Origin of the sequence: Streptomyces sp. NBC_00236 (assembly GCF_036195045.1) — a bacterium.
In the GTDB taxonomy this organism is placed as follows: Bacteria; Actinomycetota; Actinomycetes; order Streptomycetales; family Streptomycetaceae; genus Streptomyces.
The window spans coordinates 7,375,644-7,392,202 of the sequence record NZ_CP108100.1 but is presented as its reverse complement, the minus strand read 5'-3'; the positions used below and the strand labels follow the sequence as shown (position 1 = coordinate 7,392,202).

The window sequence follows — 16,559 nt, the reverse complement described above, 5'->3', positions numbered from 1 at the left end:
AGGACACCCATGGCACCTCGCACCCGCACCCTCAGCAGGTTCGTACTGGCCCCGGCCACGGCAGTGGCGGCCCTCATCGGCTTCGCCGCCGCCCCCGCCCAGGCCGCGATCTGGTCCTCCTCGGACCAGTGGGGCAACTACACCACATCCGACGGATACACCCTCTACAACAACATCTGGGGCTCCGGCGCAGGTTCGCAGTCCATCTGGGCCAACTCCTCCGGCAACTGGGGCGTCTGGGCCGACCACCCGAACACGGGCGGCATCAAGTCGTACCCGAACGCGAAGAAGGTCGTCAACAAGTCGATCACCTCGCTGCGGTCGCTCACCAGCACGTACAACGTCACCGTCCCGTCGTCGGGTGCGTACAACACCTCGTACGACATCTGGGACAGCGACTACGACTACGAGGTCATGCTCTGGGTCAACTACAACGGCGCCGTGGGCCCGCTGGGCTCCCCGCAGGGAAACCTGACGCTCGGCGGCCACACCTGGAGCGTCTACAAGGGTGACAACGGGGCCAACCAGGTCTTCTCGTTCCTGCGCACCTCGGACTCCTCGGCGGGCACGGTGGACATCCTGCCGATCCTCAAGTGGATCAAGGACACCAAGGGCTGGTGGGGCAACGAGACGATCGGCGACGTCCAGTTCGGCTACGAGGTCACCTCGTCGGCGGGCGGACTGGACTTCACGACGAACGGGTTCAGCGTCTCCTCCGGCTGACCCGCGCTTCCTCCGGCTGGTCCGCGCCTCCCGCGCTGATCCGCTCCTCCCCCGCTGATCCGTACGCACAAGGAGCCGGCCCCCGCACGGGGGCCGGCTCGTGCGCGCTCTGCGCCGGGCTCTACTCCGGGGCGGGCCCGGTGCTCTCCCGTACCGTCAACTCGGGTGCGAGCAGCTCCACTTCGTCCGTACCGCGACCGGAGAGCTTGGCGACGACCTGCTCGACCGAGCGGCGCCCCATCTCCTGTGCGGGAATGGCCACGGAGGTGAGCCGCACGGAGGCCTGGGAGGCCACCTGCTCGGGGCAGATCGCGACCACCGACACGTCCTCGGGCACCGCCCGGCCCTGCTGCCGCAGGAGGTTGAGCAGCGGCTCCACCGCCGACTCGTTCTGCACGATGAAACCGGTGGTGCCGGGGCGCTCGTCGAAGATCCGCGACAGGGTCTGCGCCATCGCCGGATATCCGCCCTCGCAGGGGCGGTGCAGCACACGCACACCGGCCTCCTGCGCCTTGGCGCGTATGCCGTCGATCGTCCGCTCGGCGAATCCGGTGTGCCGTTCGTACACCGCGGCCGCCTCACCGATCACGGCGACCTCACGGTGGCCGAGGCCGGCCAGGTGTTCCACGCAGAGCGCCCCGGTCGCCTCGAAGTCGAGGTCCACACAGGTCAGCCCGTCGGTGTCGGCCGGCAGTCCGATGAGCACGGCGGCCCGGTCGGTGTCGCGGAGCAGTGGCAGCCGCTCGTCGTGGAGTTCGACGTCCATGAGGATCATCGCGTCGGCGAGCGAGCTCCCGGCGATGCGCCGCACCGCGGCGGGCCCCTCCTCCCCGGTGAGGAGAAGGACGTCGTAACCATGGGTGCGGGCCGTGGTGGCGACCGCGATGGCGATCTCCATCATCACGGGGACGTACATGTCGGTGCGCAGCGGCACCATGAGCGCGATGATGTTCGACCGGCTGCTGGCGAGGGCACGCGCGCCTGCGTTGGGGTGGTAGCCGAGCTGCTGGATGCTCAGCTCCACCCGCTCCCGGGTGGACACCGAGATGGACCGCTTCCCGCTGAGGACGTAACTCACCGTGCTCGCGGAGACTCCGGCGTGCTGCGCGACCTCGGCAAGGGTGACCATTCAGCTCTCCATCAAGGAACGTCGTCGGACACCGGCACGGAGACCGGCCTGCACCGGCTGCTTCGACCGGATGAGGCGAAGCGCTTCGACTTCGCCTGCCCCGCCTGCGACATGCCCGGATGATACGAGCCTAGACCTGCCCGCACAACGTGTCCATAGGCCTGTCGAAGCGCTTCGACTCGCTCCTGCCGGTGGTCGGTTCCGGAACGGAGCGTGGCGGCAGCCGTGTCGGCTACCGCCACGATATGCCCGGACCCGGAACGGAACATCAGGGGGACCAGGAGTGCCGCCGGCTCAGGACGCCGACGGGGTCCAGCCCTCCAGCCAGTCGGCCACCTCCTGTCCCGCCGCCCCGGTGTCGCTGAGCTGGGGCCGGTCGCCGCTCGCCGTTCCGGCGCCCGGTCCGTCGTTGCGGTACTCCGCGAACCGGTCGTCCTTCCAGGAGAAGCCGCTCATGTCGGTCCACGGCGCCGGCCGGATCGCGGCGCTCAGGGTGCTGTCACGGACGGTGGTCATCGGGTCGAGCGTGGCGTCACCGCCGGCGTGCCAGGGGCGCCCGAGGTAGAAGGTGGAAGCGGAGACGTCACCGTTGACCGTGGAGTTGTTGATGAGGAAGCCCTTGCGGCCGGCGGCGGTGCTCGGCGCGGTGACGTAACCGGCGGAGCTGCCGTTCCACCGCTTCTTCAGGGTGATGACCGAGGCGTCGATGACGGCGCTCGCCCGGCCGAAGATGAAGTCGACGTTGCCGACGACATAGGAGTTCTTCATGTAGACACGGCCGAGCCTGTCCTTGGCCGCGGTGTCGAGCAGCAGGGTGTCCTGATCACCCTCGGTGATGATCGAGTCGAGGAACACCTTGTCGGCCGCGGTGCGCAGGGCGACTGCCTGAAGACCGTTCATGTCCTGGTGGGCGGCCTCGTCGAAGTCGTTGGCGATGGTGAGGTTGCGGGCCTGGAAGCCGTCCCCCTCGGCCGCGACGGTCGCGCTGCCACCCGTCCCGTACGGCCCCGACCCGTCGGGCTTCTGGGTGCCGGAGGCGTTGCCGTACACGATGACCGTGCTCCTGCGGCTGGACCCGGTGCCCTGGAGGGTGACGTTCTGCTTGGTCGAGGGGACCTTCACCAGCTCGCGGTACGTGCCGGGCGCGATGGCGATGACGGTCCGGGCCGTGTTGCCCGCGGGCACCGCGTTCACGGCGGCCTGCACGCTGCTGTACCGGCCGCTGCCGTCCTTGGCCACGGTGAGCGTGGTCGCGGCGGCGGTGGACGCCGCCGCGACGGAGGAGCGCGGCCCCGCGTCGGCCTTCACCAGCGCGGGCACGTCCGCGGCGTCGTCGAGCGTGTAGGCGTAGTAGCTGTGCGGGTCGAAGGAGGCCGCCCCGCCGCCGCTCTCGTTGCGTCCGCTCGTACCGGCGAAGATGCTGCCGCGCTGGACGAGGGTGGCGGTGCTGTCCCGGGTGACGGGGTTGTTCAGTCCGTCGAAGTAGCTGTTCTCCAGGACCATGTTCGTGCGGCCGCGGGCGTAGTTGCCGTAGCTGCTGGTGATGTCGGTGCCCGGGTCGTCCTGGAGGAAGTTGTTGTACAGGTGGGCGTGGGCCACGTTGTCGGTCGAGGGGTTGCGCTGTTCGGTCTCGTGGAACCAGTTGTGGTGGATCGTGATGTCGGCGGTGGTGTTCTCGGTCCAGCCGATGCCGAACGCCTTGTTGTCGTGCTGGAGCCGGTTCCAGGACACCGTGAGGTAGGTGGTGTCCTTGCGGCTGTCGATCAGCCCGTCGGCCATGTTCCGCAGGTCGTTGTGGTCGATCCACACATGATGGGCGCCGTCCATCTGGATGGCGTCCCAGTCGTGCTCCTTGTCGTTCCAGGTCCCGGCGTACGAGTCCCGGATCGTCAGATTGCGGACGATGACGTTGTGCACGCCCTGGCCGAGGAAGAAGCCTCCGCCGACGATGTGCCCGGAGGTGCCGGAGCCGATGATCGTCTTGTCGGAGGCGACCTTGATCTCCTTGCCCTTGGGATCCATGGTGATGGCCGCCGCGACGACGATGACGTAGGGCTCTGCCGCCGTCGCGTACTTCTCCAAATCGGCGAGGGTGCGCACGGTCACGGTCTCGCCGCCGCGTCCGCCGTACGTTCCGTCCTGCCCCAGGGCGTGGACCGAGGCGAAGCCGTCGGCCGCCTCGTCGGCCCGGACCGGGGAGGCGGCCGACGAGGCGGGGTGGGGGGTGTTCCGCGGCTCCGTCGCACCGTTCGCCGAGGTGGCGGCGAATCCGGCCGCCAGGGCCGTGCTGACCGCAATCGCCACACCCAGCCGTGTTCTGCGACTGCGGCGGCTGCTGCCTGCGGGCATGTGGGGGGTGTGCTGCGCCGTTCGGCGTTCCGCTGTCATGACCTGAACCATTCCGTCGAGGAAGGATGCCGTTCAGGTACTGGTTGCCGCCGCCCGGCCGAAAGGTTGCTGCCCGCGCCTGTTCAGACGGGCTTCAACCGCCATTGCTGGCAGTGGTTGCCGAGCCACGACCACTGCCGGATGTCCGCCCCGTCGGCCGCCGAGCAGTCGGCCACGTCGGCGACCTTCCCCGACGCCTGGTTCACGACGCGCACCCAGCCGCCCGCGTCCGTGACCAGGAACCTGAAGCGCTGACAGGTGTTGTCCAGCCAGGACCACAGCCGCAGGTCGGCTCCGTCGGCCGTGGAGCAGTCCGCGGTGTCCAGGACCTTCCCGGTGGCCGCGTTGACGATCCGGCTGGTGTCGTCACCCCGGTCCTCGATGCGCCACCGCTGCCGGCTGCCGCCGTCGCACGTGCCCTGCAGGACGCCGGTCCCGTCACCGCCCGAACCGGCGGCCACAGCCATGCACTTGCCGGTGGCCCGGTTGACGACGGTGTAGGCGGTGGGGGTGGCTGCCGTCTCCCCTGCGGGCCCGGCGGCCGTGGTGCCGAGCGCGACGGGTGTGCCGAGGTTCGGTGTGCCGTCGGCGTTCCAGGTGAACTTCTGCGCCCGGGCCGTACGCCCGTTGTCGCAGCCGTCCGAGGCGGCGTCGTTGGCGTGGTAGACGATCCAGCTCTCCGTCCCGTCGGGCGAGGTGAAGAACCCGTTGTGTCCCGGCCCGTAGACCCCCGCCGCGTCCTTCCGCTGAAACACGGGATCCGCCTTCTTCGTCCACGAGGACGCGGACAGCGGATCGGAACCGGTGAGCGTGAGCAGCCCGAGCTTGTAGTCGGGGGTCCAGCAACCGCTGGCGGAGTAGACGAGGTACGTCCTCCCGCCCCTTTGCAGCACCTCGGGCCCCTCGTTGACGACGGCCCCGGACTTCTCCCAGCCGTACACGGGTGTCGAGATCGTCGAGAAGGGCCCGCTCAGCGTGTACGGGTTCGCCATCGGCGCGATCACCAGGTTCTGGGTGCCGCCGCCGCTCGCGCTGCCGAGGAGGTACAGCCTGCCGTTCACGGTGAGCACGCTCGGATCGAGCATCCAGTCGCTGCCCAGCCGGCCCTTGTACGCGTACGGCCCCGTCGGGTCCGAACCGGCGCTCTCCAGGACGTGCACCCGCTGGGTCGGGTTGTAGTCGGCGATGTTCTGCCCCGCGACGTAGTACAGGTACCAGCGGCCGCCCGAGTAGTGCAGTTCGGGCGCCCAGATGTTGCAGCAGCGCGAGGCCGCGTCGCCCTTCCAGACCTGCACGCTCGGGGCGGCCGCGAGTCCGGCCAGCGTGGGCGAGCTGCGCATGGTGATGACGTCGGTCCAACTCGTCGTCACCAGGTAGTAGTTGCCGTCGTGGTACGAGATCCAGGGGTCGGCGCCCTTCTGCGCCTTGACCGGGTTGGCGTACGGGCGCCCCTCGGCCGCCGACGCGGGCGCCGGCTGCGCCAGGACCAGGGCGAGGAGGAGGGCGCTCAGCAGGGTCAGTAGGCGACGGGCCATCCGCTGCTCCAGTTCAGAAGGTTGACGCCGAGCTTCGGGGTCCCGTTGTCCTGGCCGTCGTAGTAGTGGTAGACGAGCAGATCACCGTCGGAGTCGGCGAGTACCGACTGCCCGCCGGGCCCGATGTAGCGCCCGTGCGACTCCAGCACGGGCGTCCCGCCGTTGCTGAGCATGTTCACGCCGTTGCGGTCCTTGTACGGCCCCGTCACAATCGTCGCGCGGCCCACCTTGACCTTGTACGTGGAGCTTGTACCGGCACAGCAGGTGTCGTACGAGGCGAAGAGGTAGTAGTAGCCGTTCCGCTTCACCACGGTCGGCGCCTCCACGGCCTTGGTCCCGGTGGGGCGGGAGGCCAGCGAACGGCGTGCCGTGTCACCGGCGTACTGCTTCCCGGTCGAGGGGTCGATCCGGATCATCTTGATCCCGGTCCACCAGGAGCCGAAGGACAGCCACCACTTACCGTCGTCGTCCACGAAGAGGTTGGGGTCGATGGCGTTGTAGTCGCTCGACGCGTTCGAGGTGTACACCGTGCCGTAGTCGGTCCAGCTGCCCGGCTGCCCGGTGGTGGAGCCGGCGAGCCCGATGGCCGAGGTGTTCGACCCGAACGACGAGACGGCGTAGTACATCAGGTACTTGCCGCCGCGGAACGAGATGTCCGGCGCCCAGGGGTCGGATGCCGAGGAGTAGTTCTTCCACCAGCCCGGCGGGGTGCTGAAGGCCGATCCGGAGCGGCGGAAGGCGGTGCGGTCGGTGGAGGTGCGCAGCTGGAGGTTGTCGCCGGTCGAGTAGAGCAGGTACTGCCCCGAGGACGTCCGGACCATCGAGGGGTCGTGGACGACGATGTCACCGGTCACCGTACCGGGGTTGGGGTAGGCGGAGGCGCTGCCCGGCACGAGGGCCAGGAGCAGTGCGGCGGGGAGGACCGCGAGGGTCCTTCTGCGGGTGGTGCGGCTCATGAGGGGACCTCCTGCGTTCGGTTACGGGAGGAGCGTGGGCTCGTACAGCAGTCGCCGCCGGACAGCGGTTGGTTGCCATGCTCATGTCAGCAAGAAGGTCTACCCCTCCACGACAGACAACGTGTTCGACATATCGAATAGCGCTCGTAACTTCGAACGGGACCGTAGAGTCGAACAGCTTGCGCGTCAACGGCCGGCGCACACCCGGAGAGGAATCTCACCGCATGGGCCGGGGTGGAGTGCCGATCCCATCGGTCCCGGTGCAGAACCTGCTCGCGCGGGACCCGGCGGGCCGGCTCGAACTCGGTGCCGGTGGTGAAGGCCGGTGTGACGTCGTCGTACGGAACGCCGAGCACTTCGGCCGACTCCCGCTCCGCGGCCCCTGCGCCTCGTCCAGGTGGTACCCGGGCCCGCCCGGTCGGCCGCCGTGAAGCTCCGCACCGCAGGCAGGATCGAGCCCCGGCCCCCCGCCCGCACGCCCGACCGGGACATGGCCGGTGCGCCCTTCTCCAGCCCTGACCCGACCGCGCCGAGGCCGAGCGCCGCCCGGCCGTGGGAGCCGCGCTCTCAGTTCTGCCGGGGCAGCAGTTCCGCCTCGAACCGGTCCACGAACGCGTCGAGGGGCCCACCCCCTGCGGAGTAGACCACGAACTTGCTGAGCCCGGCCTCGACATATCCGTCCAGCAGCCGGTGGAGTTCCGGCCATCCGTCGGCCACGAGGTCCCGTGGGTCGCTCTCCGGAGCACGCCGGCGAATCGCCTCGGCCAGCTCCTGCGGGATTCCGTTCTCCGCCACCGTGAGACTGATCCCGAAGTGGTCGGGCTCGATCTCCCGCCCAGCTTCCTCGGCCGCGGCCTGAATGGACTCGCGGGCCCGCCCCGCCGCACCGGGTGTGAGGAAGGACCCCAGCCAGCCGTCCCCGTACCGCCCGACCCTGCGGAGCCCGGCGGGCGCGCTTCCGCCGAGCCAGACGTCCAGGGGCTTCGCGGGCAGCGGCGCGATCCGCGCGCTCGCGACCTTCAGGAACTCCCCGTCGAAGCCTGCGACTTCCCCGCCGAGGGAGGCCCGCAGCAGTTCCAGGGACTCGTCGAACAGCGCCCCGCGCCGGCCTTCCGGCGCGGGGAACAGCTCCCGTTCACCGGGCCGTGCCGGCTGGAGACCGAAGACCGGGAGCACGCGCCGGGGCGAGAGCCCGGCCAGGGACGCCAACTGCTTGGCGACCAGGACCGGGTGCCGCCCCGGGAGCACCGCCACCGAGGTACCGACCTTGAGCCGGCTCGTCCTCGACAGGGCGTGGGCCATGCCGACGAAGGGGTCCACGGCCTCCGAGCAGATGTGTTCGGACAGCCAGAGCGAATCCACGCCGTCGCGTTCGAGGCGGTCGACGATCCGGCTGAAATCCGACAATGCCGCACCTGCACCGAGCCCGACTCCGAAGCGGATCTTCATGACATCCACCCTACGCGCGCTGCCCGCCGGCGGATTCGGGCGTTGAGCCGGGCGAATCCAGGCGTTGAGCGAGCGGACTCAGCCGTTGAGCAGAACGGGAAAGGCCTCCATGTCGTTCTGTGTCATCACGGGCAGCTTGCGGATGTCCGCGTCCGGCACGGCGAGCCGCAGCTGCGGGAACCGCCCGAAGAGCGCCGGCAGGGCGATGCCCGCCTCGACGCGGGAGAGCGCCGCGCCGGGGCAGATGTGCGGACCGTGGCCGAAGGTCATGTGCCGGATGGGCGTGGCACGGGTGATGTCGAACGCGTCGGCGTCCGGGCCGTGCTGCTCGGGGTCGCGGCCGATCACCCGGTAGGAGATGACCACGCCCTCGCCCTTGGCGATGACACCGTCACCGACCTGGATGTCCTCGGTCGCGAACCGCATCAGCAGATGGGTGGTCGGGGTGTCCCACCGCAGCGTCTCCTCGATCACGGTCTCCCAGGAGACCTCGCCGTCGAGGACCATCCGCAACTGGTCGGGGTGGGCCAGCAGGGCGCGTACGGCGTTGAGGATGAGCCCGATCGTGGTCTCGTGCCCGGCGGCGACCATCGCCTTGAGGTTGCCGACCACTTCTTCCTCGGTCAGCGGCTCGCCGCCCTCGTCGGCGAGGATGAGCGCGGAGGTCAGGTCGTCGGTCGGCTGCGCGGTCTTCTCGCGTACGAGCCCGGCGTAGAAGACGTCGAGGTCGGCGAGGAGGGCCAGGCGTTCGTCCTGCGGGGTGAGCATCGAGAAGAAGGCCTTGTACTGCCGGGTCAGCATGGCGTTCTCGGCGGGATCCACACCCATCAGCATGCCGACGACCCGCATGGGCAGCGGCTGCGCGAAGACGGCCTTGAGGTCGACGACGGCCCCGTCCCTGCCGCCCTCGGCGAGCGCGTCGAGCAGTTCCTCGGTGAACTTCTCGATGTCGGGGCGTATCGCCTCCAGCCGGCGGGGCGTGAGCGCCTGGGAGGTCTTGGTCCGCAGCCGGCGGTGCTCGTCGCCGTCGACGGTGAACATGGACCGGCCCGCGTCGATCATGCCGATGAGCGGCCACGCGTGCGTCACCTCGCCGCTCTGCCACAGGCCCCAGGCGTCGAGGTCCTTCACCAGTCGCGGATCGAGCAGGAGCTGCCGGGCGTCGGCGTGCCGGGTGAGGGCCCAGGCCGGGACACCGAGCAGCTCGATCCGGGCCAGCGGTCCGGCGTCGCGCAGCCGCGCCGTCTCCCCGTCCAGGTCCTGGACCATCGGATCGATGACGACGGTCCCGCCGTTCCGGGCTGCTGCCTGAGCGGCGGCGTGGGGGCAGTTCACGAGAGGTCTCCTGTCGTACGAACGGGGGTGAACCGAACGGGGAGCGAAGTGGTGCCGCGCAGGAACGCGGAGGGCCGTCGTACGAGGTCGTCGACGGGGACGGCGAGCTGGAGATCGGGCAGCCGGTCGAGCAGGACCTCGATGCCGGTCCGGGCGATGATCTCGGCGATCTCCTGGGCGGGGAAGGGACACCGGTACTCACCGTGGCTGAACGCGAGATGGGCGCCGTTGCCGCCCTGCGCGGGTGCTCCGGTGCCGGACATGCTCTGCCGGATCAGCGGGTCGGTGTTGGCGGCACCGAGCCCGAGCAGCAGCATGTCCCCCGCCTTGATCCGCTGACCGCCGAGCTGGGTGTCCCGTACGGCCCAGCGCCCGGCGAGGATCTGGGTGGGCGTGTCCTCCCAGAGCACCTCGTTCATGGCCTCGCCGATACTGCGCCGGCCGCGCGCCATGGATTCGGCGAACGCGTCCTCGGTGAGCATCAGCCGCAGGGAGTTGCTGACCCAGTCGGCGGTGGTGAGGTGCCCGGCGGCCGTGATGGCCATCAGGTCGAGCATGTACTCCTCGTCGGTGAACGCCTCGGGGAAGGCGAGCATGCGGGAGGTCACGTCGTCCCCGGGCACGGCCCGCTTCGCGGCCACCAGCCGGGCCATGTGTTCCCCGAACCGCAGATGGGCGCTCTGCGCGTCCGGGCCGCCGTCGGCCAGGTCCTTCAACACCTGGGCGATGTCGGCGCCTTCGTCGTCGGGGAACCCGACCAGGCGGGCGAGGACGAGGACGGGAAGCGGCTCGCAGAAGTCGGCGACGAGGTCGGCCGTGCCGCGGCTGCACACGTCGTCGATCAGCCGGTCGGCCAACTGCTCGCAGTGGCTGCGGATCTGGAACGGATCGGCGCCCTCCAGGGCCGGCCCGACCATCCGGGCGTGCCGCCGGTGTTCCTCCCCGGCACTGAAGTAGATGGACGGCAGAGGTCGCCCCACCATCGGCAGCAGCGGCCAGTCGTCGGGGATGTGGGGCCACTGGTTCCACAGGCCGACATCGCGCGGGAACAGCTCGCCGTCACTGGTGACTTGATGGAGTTCGCGGTACCCGATGACCAGCCAGGCCGGGAACCCGCCCGGCAGCTCCACGGGGACGACGGGTCCGTGGTCACGCCGCATGGTGCGGTACGCGGCCTGCGGCTCGGTCTGGAAACCGGGCCCGCCGAGCGGCACGGCTCCGCTGTGCGCCGGACAGCCGGGGGGCGGAGGCGGAGAGGTCGGCGCGGGCTCTGTGGAAGAAGGGCGCGTCATGAGTCCTGACTCCTGTGGCGACAGCTGCACGCGTCATGATCATGCGATCAACGCATGTTCACTATAAGGATTTTGTGTGACCTCGGAACAGTCAACGGCGATCAATCCCGTGCCCTGAACGGAACAACAGGACGACCATGCAGGTAATCGCCGCGGGTGGCGCAGGTGGTCTCGCCGACCAGCAGGTCCGCGGCGGCCTCACGTCGACAGCCAGGACACCGGACTCAGGAACGTGGCACTTCCCGTGACTGGGTGGCCACGGCCACCAGCGCACTGCGGTTGCCGGAGCGCCGGCCTTCGCCGGATCAGGCCGGATTGTCAGGTCGCGGCCGATTCCCGCCCGCCGGCCGGCACATCATCGCTGCGAGGGCCAGGAAGACCGAGAGGTTCTCGACCATCTCCACGGGGAGCCCGGCCCACGGCTCTCCGTCGCCGTGCCGATGGATCTCCAGCCGGCCTTGTTCGACCGTGACCCGCTCGACCTCGCGCCAGCCGAGCCGGTGTTCGAGGTATCCCACACCGGCGGGATCGAGGTGGGCCCCGAGGAAGTCGACCCGTTCGCCCGCGTTCAGCCGGTCCCTGTCCAGCGGCAGCCGTACGCGCGTGAAGGTCTTGTCCAGTTCGTCGATGAACCGTGCGACCCCCTTGTACGCGTCGGTCACCGTGATCTCGGCACCCTCACGGGGACGCACCCGGAGTTCGTGCGTGGTCACGCTGGTGATCCCGTTCGTCACTTTGGTACTGCTCCGCCGAATGCCGTCGATCTCGTCCCACGCGTAGGCCTCCGGCACGTGCCCGGCCACCTCCCGGACGATGCCGTGCCGGTAGTGACCTACCCACACCTGCGGCTGCCGTCTCGTGAGCGCGAGGAAGAGGAAATACACGGCTGCGGCGACTATGGCGGTCCCCAGGACGAGCAGCGGCAGCCCGTAGTACCAGGCGCCGTCGCTCCGTTGGCCCTCCCGTGCGGCAGAAATCCCGAGCCGGAGCACCGGCAGTCCGACCAGTGTCGGCAGCAGCACCACGATCCACGGGAAGCGCTTGGGATCGGTCCACACCAGCCCCTGGTGCGCCCCGAGTTCGAAGTCCCGCGCGACTCTGCGCATGGCGGGTGGAACAGGATGGGAACCACGATCCGACACAAGCCCCCCAAGGCCAGACAGCGGAGGGCCATTATCGGGGAGGGAAGCCCGTTCGGGAAGGGCGCCCCGGCCCTGCGCATCGGCCAGGCGGAGCGGTCCCGAGCTCTCGTCGACGTCACCGCTTGGACCAGGAGCGGTCGCCGTCTGCGGCCCGGAGGGACGCAACCACTGCTGCGGCCTCGACCTGCGACGGCCTCGTCAGTCGGCCCGTATGCCGGTCCCGACGCACGTCAGGGCCGCGCAGCACTGCTGCTGAGCGGCCCTGTCACTTGTGCTCCCCGCACCATCCGCTGCCGGTCGACGCCCGGTGTTCGTGCGAGCCGGCCGGAGCGGGGGCGGGTGGGGCAGGCGGTGCTGACGGGTGGCCCGGGGCGCCGCCAGGTGTGTGCAGTACCCGGCGGGGACGTGCCACCTCAGCTCGCGGTCGCCTGATTCTCCGCTTCGGCAGCGTGGCGGTATTGGGCGTTGATGCGCTGAGCTTCTTCGAGCTGGTCTTCCAGGATGACGATGCGGCAGGCGGCCTCGATGGGGGTGCCCTGGTCGACGAGTTCCCGGGCGCGGGCTGCGATGCGCAGCTGGTACCGGGAGTAGCGGCGGTGGCCACCCTCGGAGCGCAGCGGGGTGATGAGGCGGGCTTCGCCGATGGCGCGGAGGAAGCCCTGGGTAGTGCCGAGCATGTCGGCTGCCCGGCCCATGGTGTAGGCGGGGTAGTCGTCGTCATCGAGACGGCCGAACGAGTCGTCTGCTGTCATTTGCACCTCTCTGCGGAACGCGTGGAGGGGCCCGAGTGCCATGTGGCACCCGGGCCCCGAAGGAACTGCTACACCATCTGCCGGCCTTGATACTGTGCCGGCCTTCTGTTTCCGCCGACCCGACCTGGAACGCGTCGGGGTTGCGGGGATCGCGGTTGCTTGACCGGAGACCACCTCACTATCGATGTCCTGCGGTACCCGGGCTCAAGGCTTCCGCCCGGGCGATCCTGATGGCGCCTGGTCCTCCGTTTCTTCCCTCTGGGATCAGTCACTTACCTGTTACTGGTACTGCTGGTGATGCGAACTGCTTCGTGGCCTGCGACAGCGCCACTCTTCGGCAGCCAGCCCCGTTGCCCGTCCTGCGTCTGCTCTGGCTTGGAACCCCACTGCCGAACCTCCCGGCACGCGCGCCCGCAGCCGACGCCTTCACCGAGGTGCTGCTCACTGACTTCACTGCTGGGTACTGCGCTTGCCGAACTACTACTGCGTGAACTGCGGTCCTGCTCACGGCAGCCCCTGATCACTGCGGGCCGCCCGGTGCGGTCGTCAGTCCCGTCGCCGTCCTGCAACAGCCTGGCTTCGAAACTCCACCACCGCACCGTCGTGCGAACTGCGGATACTGCTGCCCGGCAGTTCGTCTCTGCCGGGCCCTGCTGTCTCTCTGGGCTACGAGAGAAACCATAGCCACACCACAACCCAATGTCTACTCCCGCCAACATAGATTTCCGTGTGTCAGGTCGAGCGGTAGTCGGCCTTGGTCACCGACCGGGTACGCGGCGGTCACGCGTCGGCCGACTCACCCGCGCTGACCAGGTACGTCATGCCGGATCGATGCCGCCGACACCGGAGCCGCCGGCCGGCGCGGCAGGGACAGCCGACACGGCGACCCGCCCGATCGCCTCGGTGGGGGCTATGCCACGGAGGCGTGGCCCCCGGCAAGGTCGCCCTCGTCCCCCGCCTCGACCTCACAGAGCCGGCCGCCCTCGTACCCGACGTTGACCAGCCCGGCCGCGCCCCGCGCTCCGGCTCCCCCGGACACCGCGCCCTCGCCATTGCCGTACTCGAGCTTCAGCGCATGCCAGCGCGCCAGCCAGTACACGCGCCCGCGGTGACCGGCGAGGGTGTCCCGCAGTGCGGCGGGGGCATGGGTCCACACCGGAGGGAGGTCACCCGCGTAGTCGAAGGCGGCCCGCAGTTCGATCCATCCGTCGTCGCGGACATCACCGGAGGTGAGCAGGACCTCGACGGCCTGCCCCGGCTCCTGGCGGCACTTCTTCGCGTGGATCCAGTGCACGCGGTGACCCGCGGCATAACGCGAGCAGTCGTCGCTCCGCACGGAGTCGTTCTGGGTGAGGTGACGCAGCATGGTGAGGTTCGCCTTCCGGGCCGAGGACCCGGAGCGCCTGCACCGTGGTCCGCTGTTCCCCGTGCCCTTCGCGCGGGGCAGGTCGTCACCCGGAGCACCCGCAGCGGAGCGGGGTGCCGTCCAGCAAGCCGGGGCTGTGCACTGGAACTCATGACCCGTGCAGGACTCTAACGCACGCAAACCAGCCGTCCCGACGGGTGGTCAGGAGCGAGCGGACGCCCGCGGACGCCCACCGCCCGCCCCCAACCTCCTCCCCAGACAGGGCCACTCACCCGGTGACGAGGCCCGGGTCGCTCGTACCGGCCTGACCGGTCTCGACATGTCCGGCGAAGCGCCGCAGGAAGGTGGCGTCCACGTCGGAGACGACGGTGACGTCGTACCAGTTCCCGCTTCCCCGCAGGTCGAGCACATGCTTGACGGTGGCGCCCGCACGGACCTCGAAGGTCTGCACGCCGCCCCCGTACCCGGCCGCGCTGCGTACGGTCAGCCGGACCGTGGCGGAGCCGCCGTGGACGAACGTGAGCTCAAGCCCTCCACCGGACGCGACATGACGAGCCGTCACCTCCGGTCCCGCCACCTTGCCCCCGGCCCGGAAGGTGCGCAGGAAGCCGTTGGGGCCATGGACGGTGAGGTCGGTCACTCCCTTGGAGTAGGCCGTGTTCCAGCTGTCCGCGAGGGACTTGCCCGCCTCGGTGGTGTACGTCCACGGCCCGTCGGTGCGGTTGGCGGAGGTCACCAGGAACTGCGCCCCGGCCGCGGCGCCACCGCTGAAGGTGAGGCGGTACTTGCCGGTGGCCGGATCGGCCGCACCGTCGACGAAGGGCGCGTAGCGCAGCGGCCGGGTGGGCCGGGCGCCCTTCTCCTGCTTGGGCAGGCTGCCTGCGGCGGGCGGCGCGGGAGTGTAGTCGGGATGCCGGAGGCGGTCCGGAGGCTCGTAGGCGTCGGTCGACGGCAACGACACGTCCGAGACGTCCGCACGACCGAAGTCGAAGGCGGAGGTGAGATCGCCGCAGACCGCGCGTCGCCAGGGCGAGATATTGGGCTCGTGCACACCGAAGCGCTGTTCCATGAACCGGATGACGGAGGTGTGGTCGAAGACCTCGGAGCACGCGAACCCTCCGGTGCTCCAGGGGGAGACGACGAGCATGGGCACCCGCTGACCGAGCCCGTACGGCCCGGCGGCGTACCGGATGTCACCGGGGAAGTAGTCGGCGGCGGTGTCCACGGTGGACAGCCCCTGCGCGGGACCCGAGGGCACGAAGGGCGGCACCACGTGGTCGAAGAAGCCGTCGTTCTCGTCATAGGTGATGAAGAGGGCGGTCCGGCCCCAGACCTCGGGGTCGGCGGTCAGTGCGTCCAGTACCTGGGAGATGTACCAGGCACCGTAGTTGGCGGGCCAGTTGGGATGCTCGCTGTACGCCTCGGGCGAGACGATCCACGAGACCTTCGGCAGCGCGCCGGCCCGGACGTCGGCCTTGAGGTCGTCGAGGAGCCCGCCGCCGTTCTTGATGTCGGTACCGGTGCGGGCCTTGTCGTGGAGCGGATCCCCGGGCTCGGCGTTGCGGTAACTGTTGAAGTACAGCAGCGAGTTGTCGCCGTACGTACCCCGGTAGGCATCGTTGATCCACCCCCAGGACCCGGCGGCGTCCAGCCCGTCGCCGATGTCCTGGTAGACCTTCCACGACACCCCGGCCCGCTCCAGCCGCTCCGGGTAGGTGGTCCACCCGTAACCCGCCTCGTCGTTGCCGAGCACGGGACCGCCTCCGGAACCGTCGTTCCCCGTGTACCCGCTCCACAGGTAGTAGCGGTTGGGGTCGGTACTCCCGATGAACGAGCAGTGGTACGCGTCGCAGACGGTGAACGCATCGGCCAGGGCGTAGTGGAACGGTATGTCCTCACGTGTGAGGTGCGCCATCGTCGTCGCGGTCTTGGCCGGCACCCACTGGTCGTACGCGCCCTTGTTGAACGCCCGGTGCCCGCCTGCCCAGTCATGGTTCAGGTCGCGGAGGAACTGCAACCCGAGCTCGTCGGCGGGCGGCCGGAACGGCAGCACCTCCTTGCCGAGGAGGTCCTTCTGATGCCAGACCGGCTTTCCACTGGGGAGCGTGACCGGTCGCGGATCACCGAAGCCGCGAACGCCGTTCATGGTGCCGAAGTAGTGGTCGAAGGAACGGTTCTCCTGCATCAGGACGACAATGTGCTCGACGTCCTGCAGGCTGCCCGTACGCCCCTTCGCGGGCAGGGAGGCGGCGCGGGCGATGCTGCTCGACAACGCGGTGTAGGCGGCTGTCCCTCCGGCGAGTTGCAGGAGGCGGCGACGGTTCAGTTCTGCCATGGGTGGGGGCCTCTGTGGGGTGAGGGGATATGGGGCGAAGGCGACTGGAGTGTTCCAGAACCGACGGTGCCGGCGGAAGGCCCGTGCGGTGTGCACGGGGTGTCGATCGACCGAACTCCCGGCGGCGGAGCCGACTGCGCACACCGCTCGCGCGCCA

At 69.7% G+C, this 16,559-nt stretch carries 12 protein-coding genes and 1 riboswitch; of the genes, 1 reads left to right on the top strand and 11 read right to left on the bottom strand.

What is annotated here, in order from left to right; genetic code table 11:
- Nucleotides 1–9 precede the first annotated feature (9 nt).
- Entirely contained in the window at nucleotides 10–723 is a 714-nt protein-coding gene (locus OG446_RS32895; RefSeq protein ID WP_328897441.1) for a glycoside hydrolase family 12 protein, read from the top strand.
- A 121-nt stretch (nucleotides 724–844) separates the two neighbouring features.
- Here OG446_RS32895 and OG446_RS32890 read toward each other — a convergent pair whose 3' ends face one another.
- The 11 genes from OG446_RS32890 to OG446_RS32840 form a co-directional block, all read right to left on the bottom strand.
- Nucleotides 845–1,852 (bottom strand): LacI family DNA-binding transcriptional regulator, encoded by a 1,008-nt coding sequence (locus tag OG446_RS32890; protein WP_328897440.1) that lies wholly within the window; start codon nucleotides 1,850–1,852, stop codon nucleotides 845–847.
- A 294-nt stretch (nucleotides 1,853–2,146) separates the two neighbouring features.
- Nucleotides 2,147–4,240 carry a pectinesterase family protein gene (locus tag OG446_RS32885; protein WP_328897439.1) on the bottom strand — a complete coding sequence of 698 codons (2,094 nt, stop codon included), beginning with the start codon at nucleotides 4,238–4,240 and terminating at the stop codon, nucleotides 2,147–2,149.
- An 83-nt stretch (nucleotides 4,241–4,323) separates the two neighbouring features.
- Entirely contained in the window at nucleotides 4,324–5,775 is a 1,452-nt protein-coding gene (locus OG446_RS32880; RefSeq protein ID WP_328897438.1) for a family 43 glycosylhydrolase, read from the bottom strand.
- Entirely contained in the window at nucleotides 5,757–6,731 is a 975-nt protein-coding gene (locus OG446_RS32875) for an arabinan endo-1,5-alpha-L-arabinosidase (RefSeq protein ID WP_328897437.1), read from the bottom strand. The genes OG446_RS32880 and OG446_RS32875 overlap by 19 nt, the downstream gene beginning before the upstream one ends.
- Nucleotides 6,732–7,298: 567 nt before the next feature.
- Complete coding sequence (locus OG446_RS32870) at nucleotides 7,299–8,180, bottom strand: TIGR03854 family LLM class F420-dependent oxidoreductase (protein ID WP_328897436.1); 882 nt, start codon at nucleotides 8,178–8,180, stop codon at nucleotides 7,299–7,301.
- Between the two features lie 78 nt (nucleotides 8,181–8,258).
- On the bottom strand, nucleotides 8,259–9,515 hold the full coding sequence (locus OG446_RS32865) for a cytochrome P450 family protein (RefSeq protein ID WP_328897435.1): 1,257 nt from the start codon (nucleotides 9,513–9,515) through the stop codon (nucleotides 8,259–8,261).
- Complete coding sequence (locus OG446_RS32860) at nucleotides 9,512–10,807, bottom strand: cytochrome P450 (protein ID WP_328897434.1); 1,296 nt, start codon at nucleotides 10,805–10,807, stop codon at nucleotides 9,512–9,514. The genes OG446_RS32865 and OG446_RS32860 overlap by 4 nt, the downstream gene beginning before the upstream one ends.
- A gap of 305 nt (nucleotides 10,808–11,112) precedes the next feature.
- A complete protein-coding gene (locus OG446_RS32855; RefSeq protein ID WP_328897433.1) occupies nucleotides 11,113–11,913 on the bottom strand; it encodes a DUF6585 family protein in 801 nt (266 codons plus the stop codon).
- Nucleotides 11,914–12,362: 449 nt separating this feature from the next.
- Complete coding sequence (locus OG446_RS32850) at nucleotides 12,363–12,701, bottom strand: MerR family transcriptional regulator (RefSeq protein ID WP_328897432.1); 339 nt, start codon at nucleotides 12,699–12,701, stop codon at nucleotides 12,363–12,365.
- Between the two features lie 910 nt (nucleotides 12,702–13,611).
- The gene (locus tag OG446_RS32845) at nucleotides 13,612–14,067 is read right to left on the bottom strand and encodes a hypothetical protein (RefSeq protein ID WP_328897431.1); all 456 of its coding nucleotides are present in this window, start codon (nucleotides 14,065–14,067) and stop codon (nucleotides 13,612–13,614) included.
- 46 nt (nucleotides 14,068–14,113) lie between these two features.
- Nucleotides 14,114–14,223, bottom strand: a riboswitch (SAM riboswitch).
- A gap of 112 nt (nucleotides 14,224–14,335) precedes the next feature.
- Nucleotides 14,336–16,402 (bottom strand): phosphocholine-specific phospholipase C, encoded by a 2,067-nt coding sequence (locus OG446_RS32840; protein WP_328897430.1) that lies wholly within the window; start codon nucleotides 16,400–16,402, stop codon nucleotides 14,336–14,338.
- Nucleotides 16,403–16,559 lie beyond the last annotated feature (157 nt).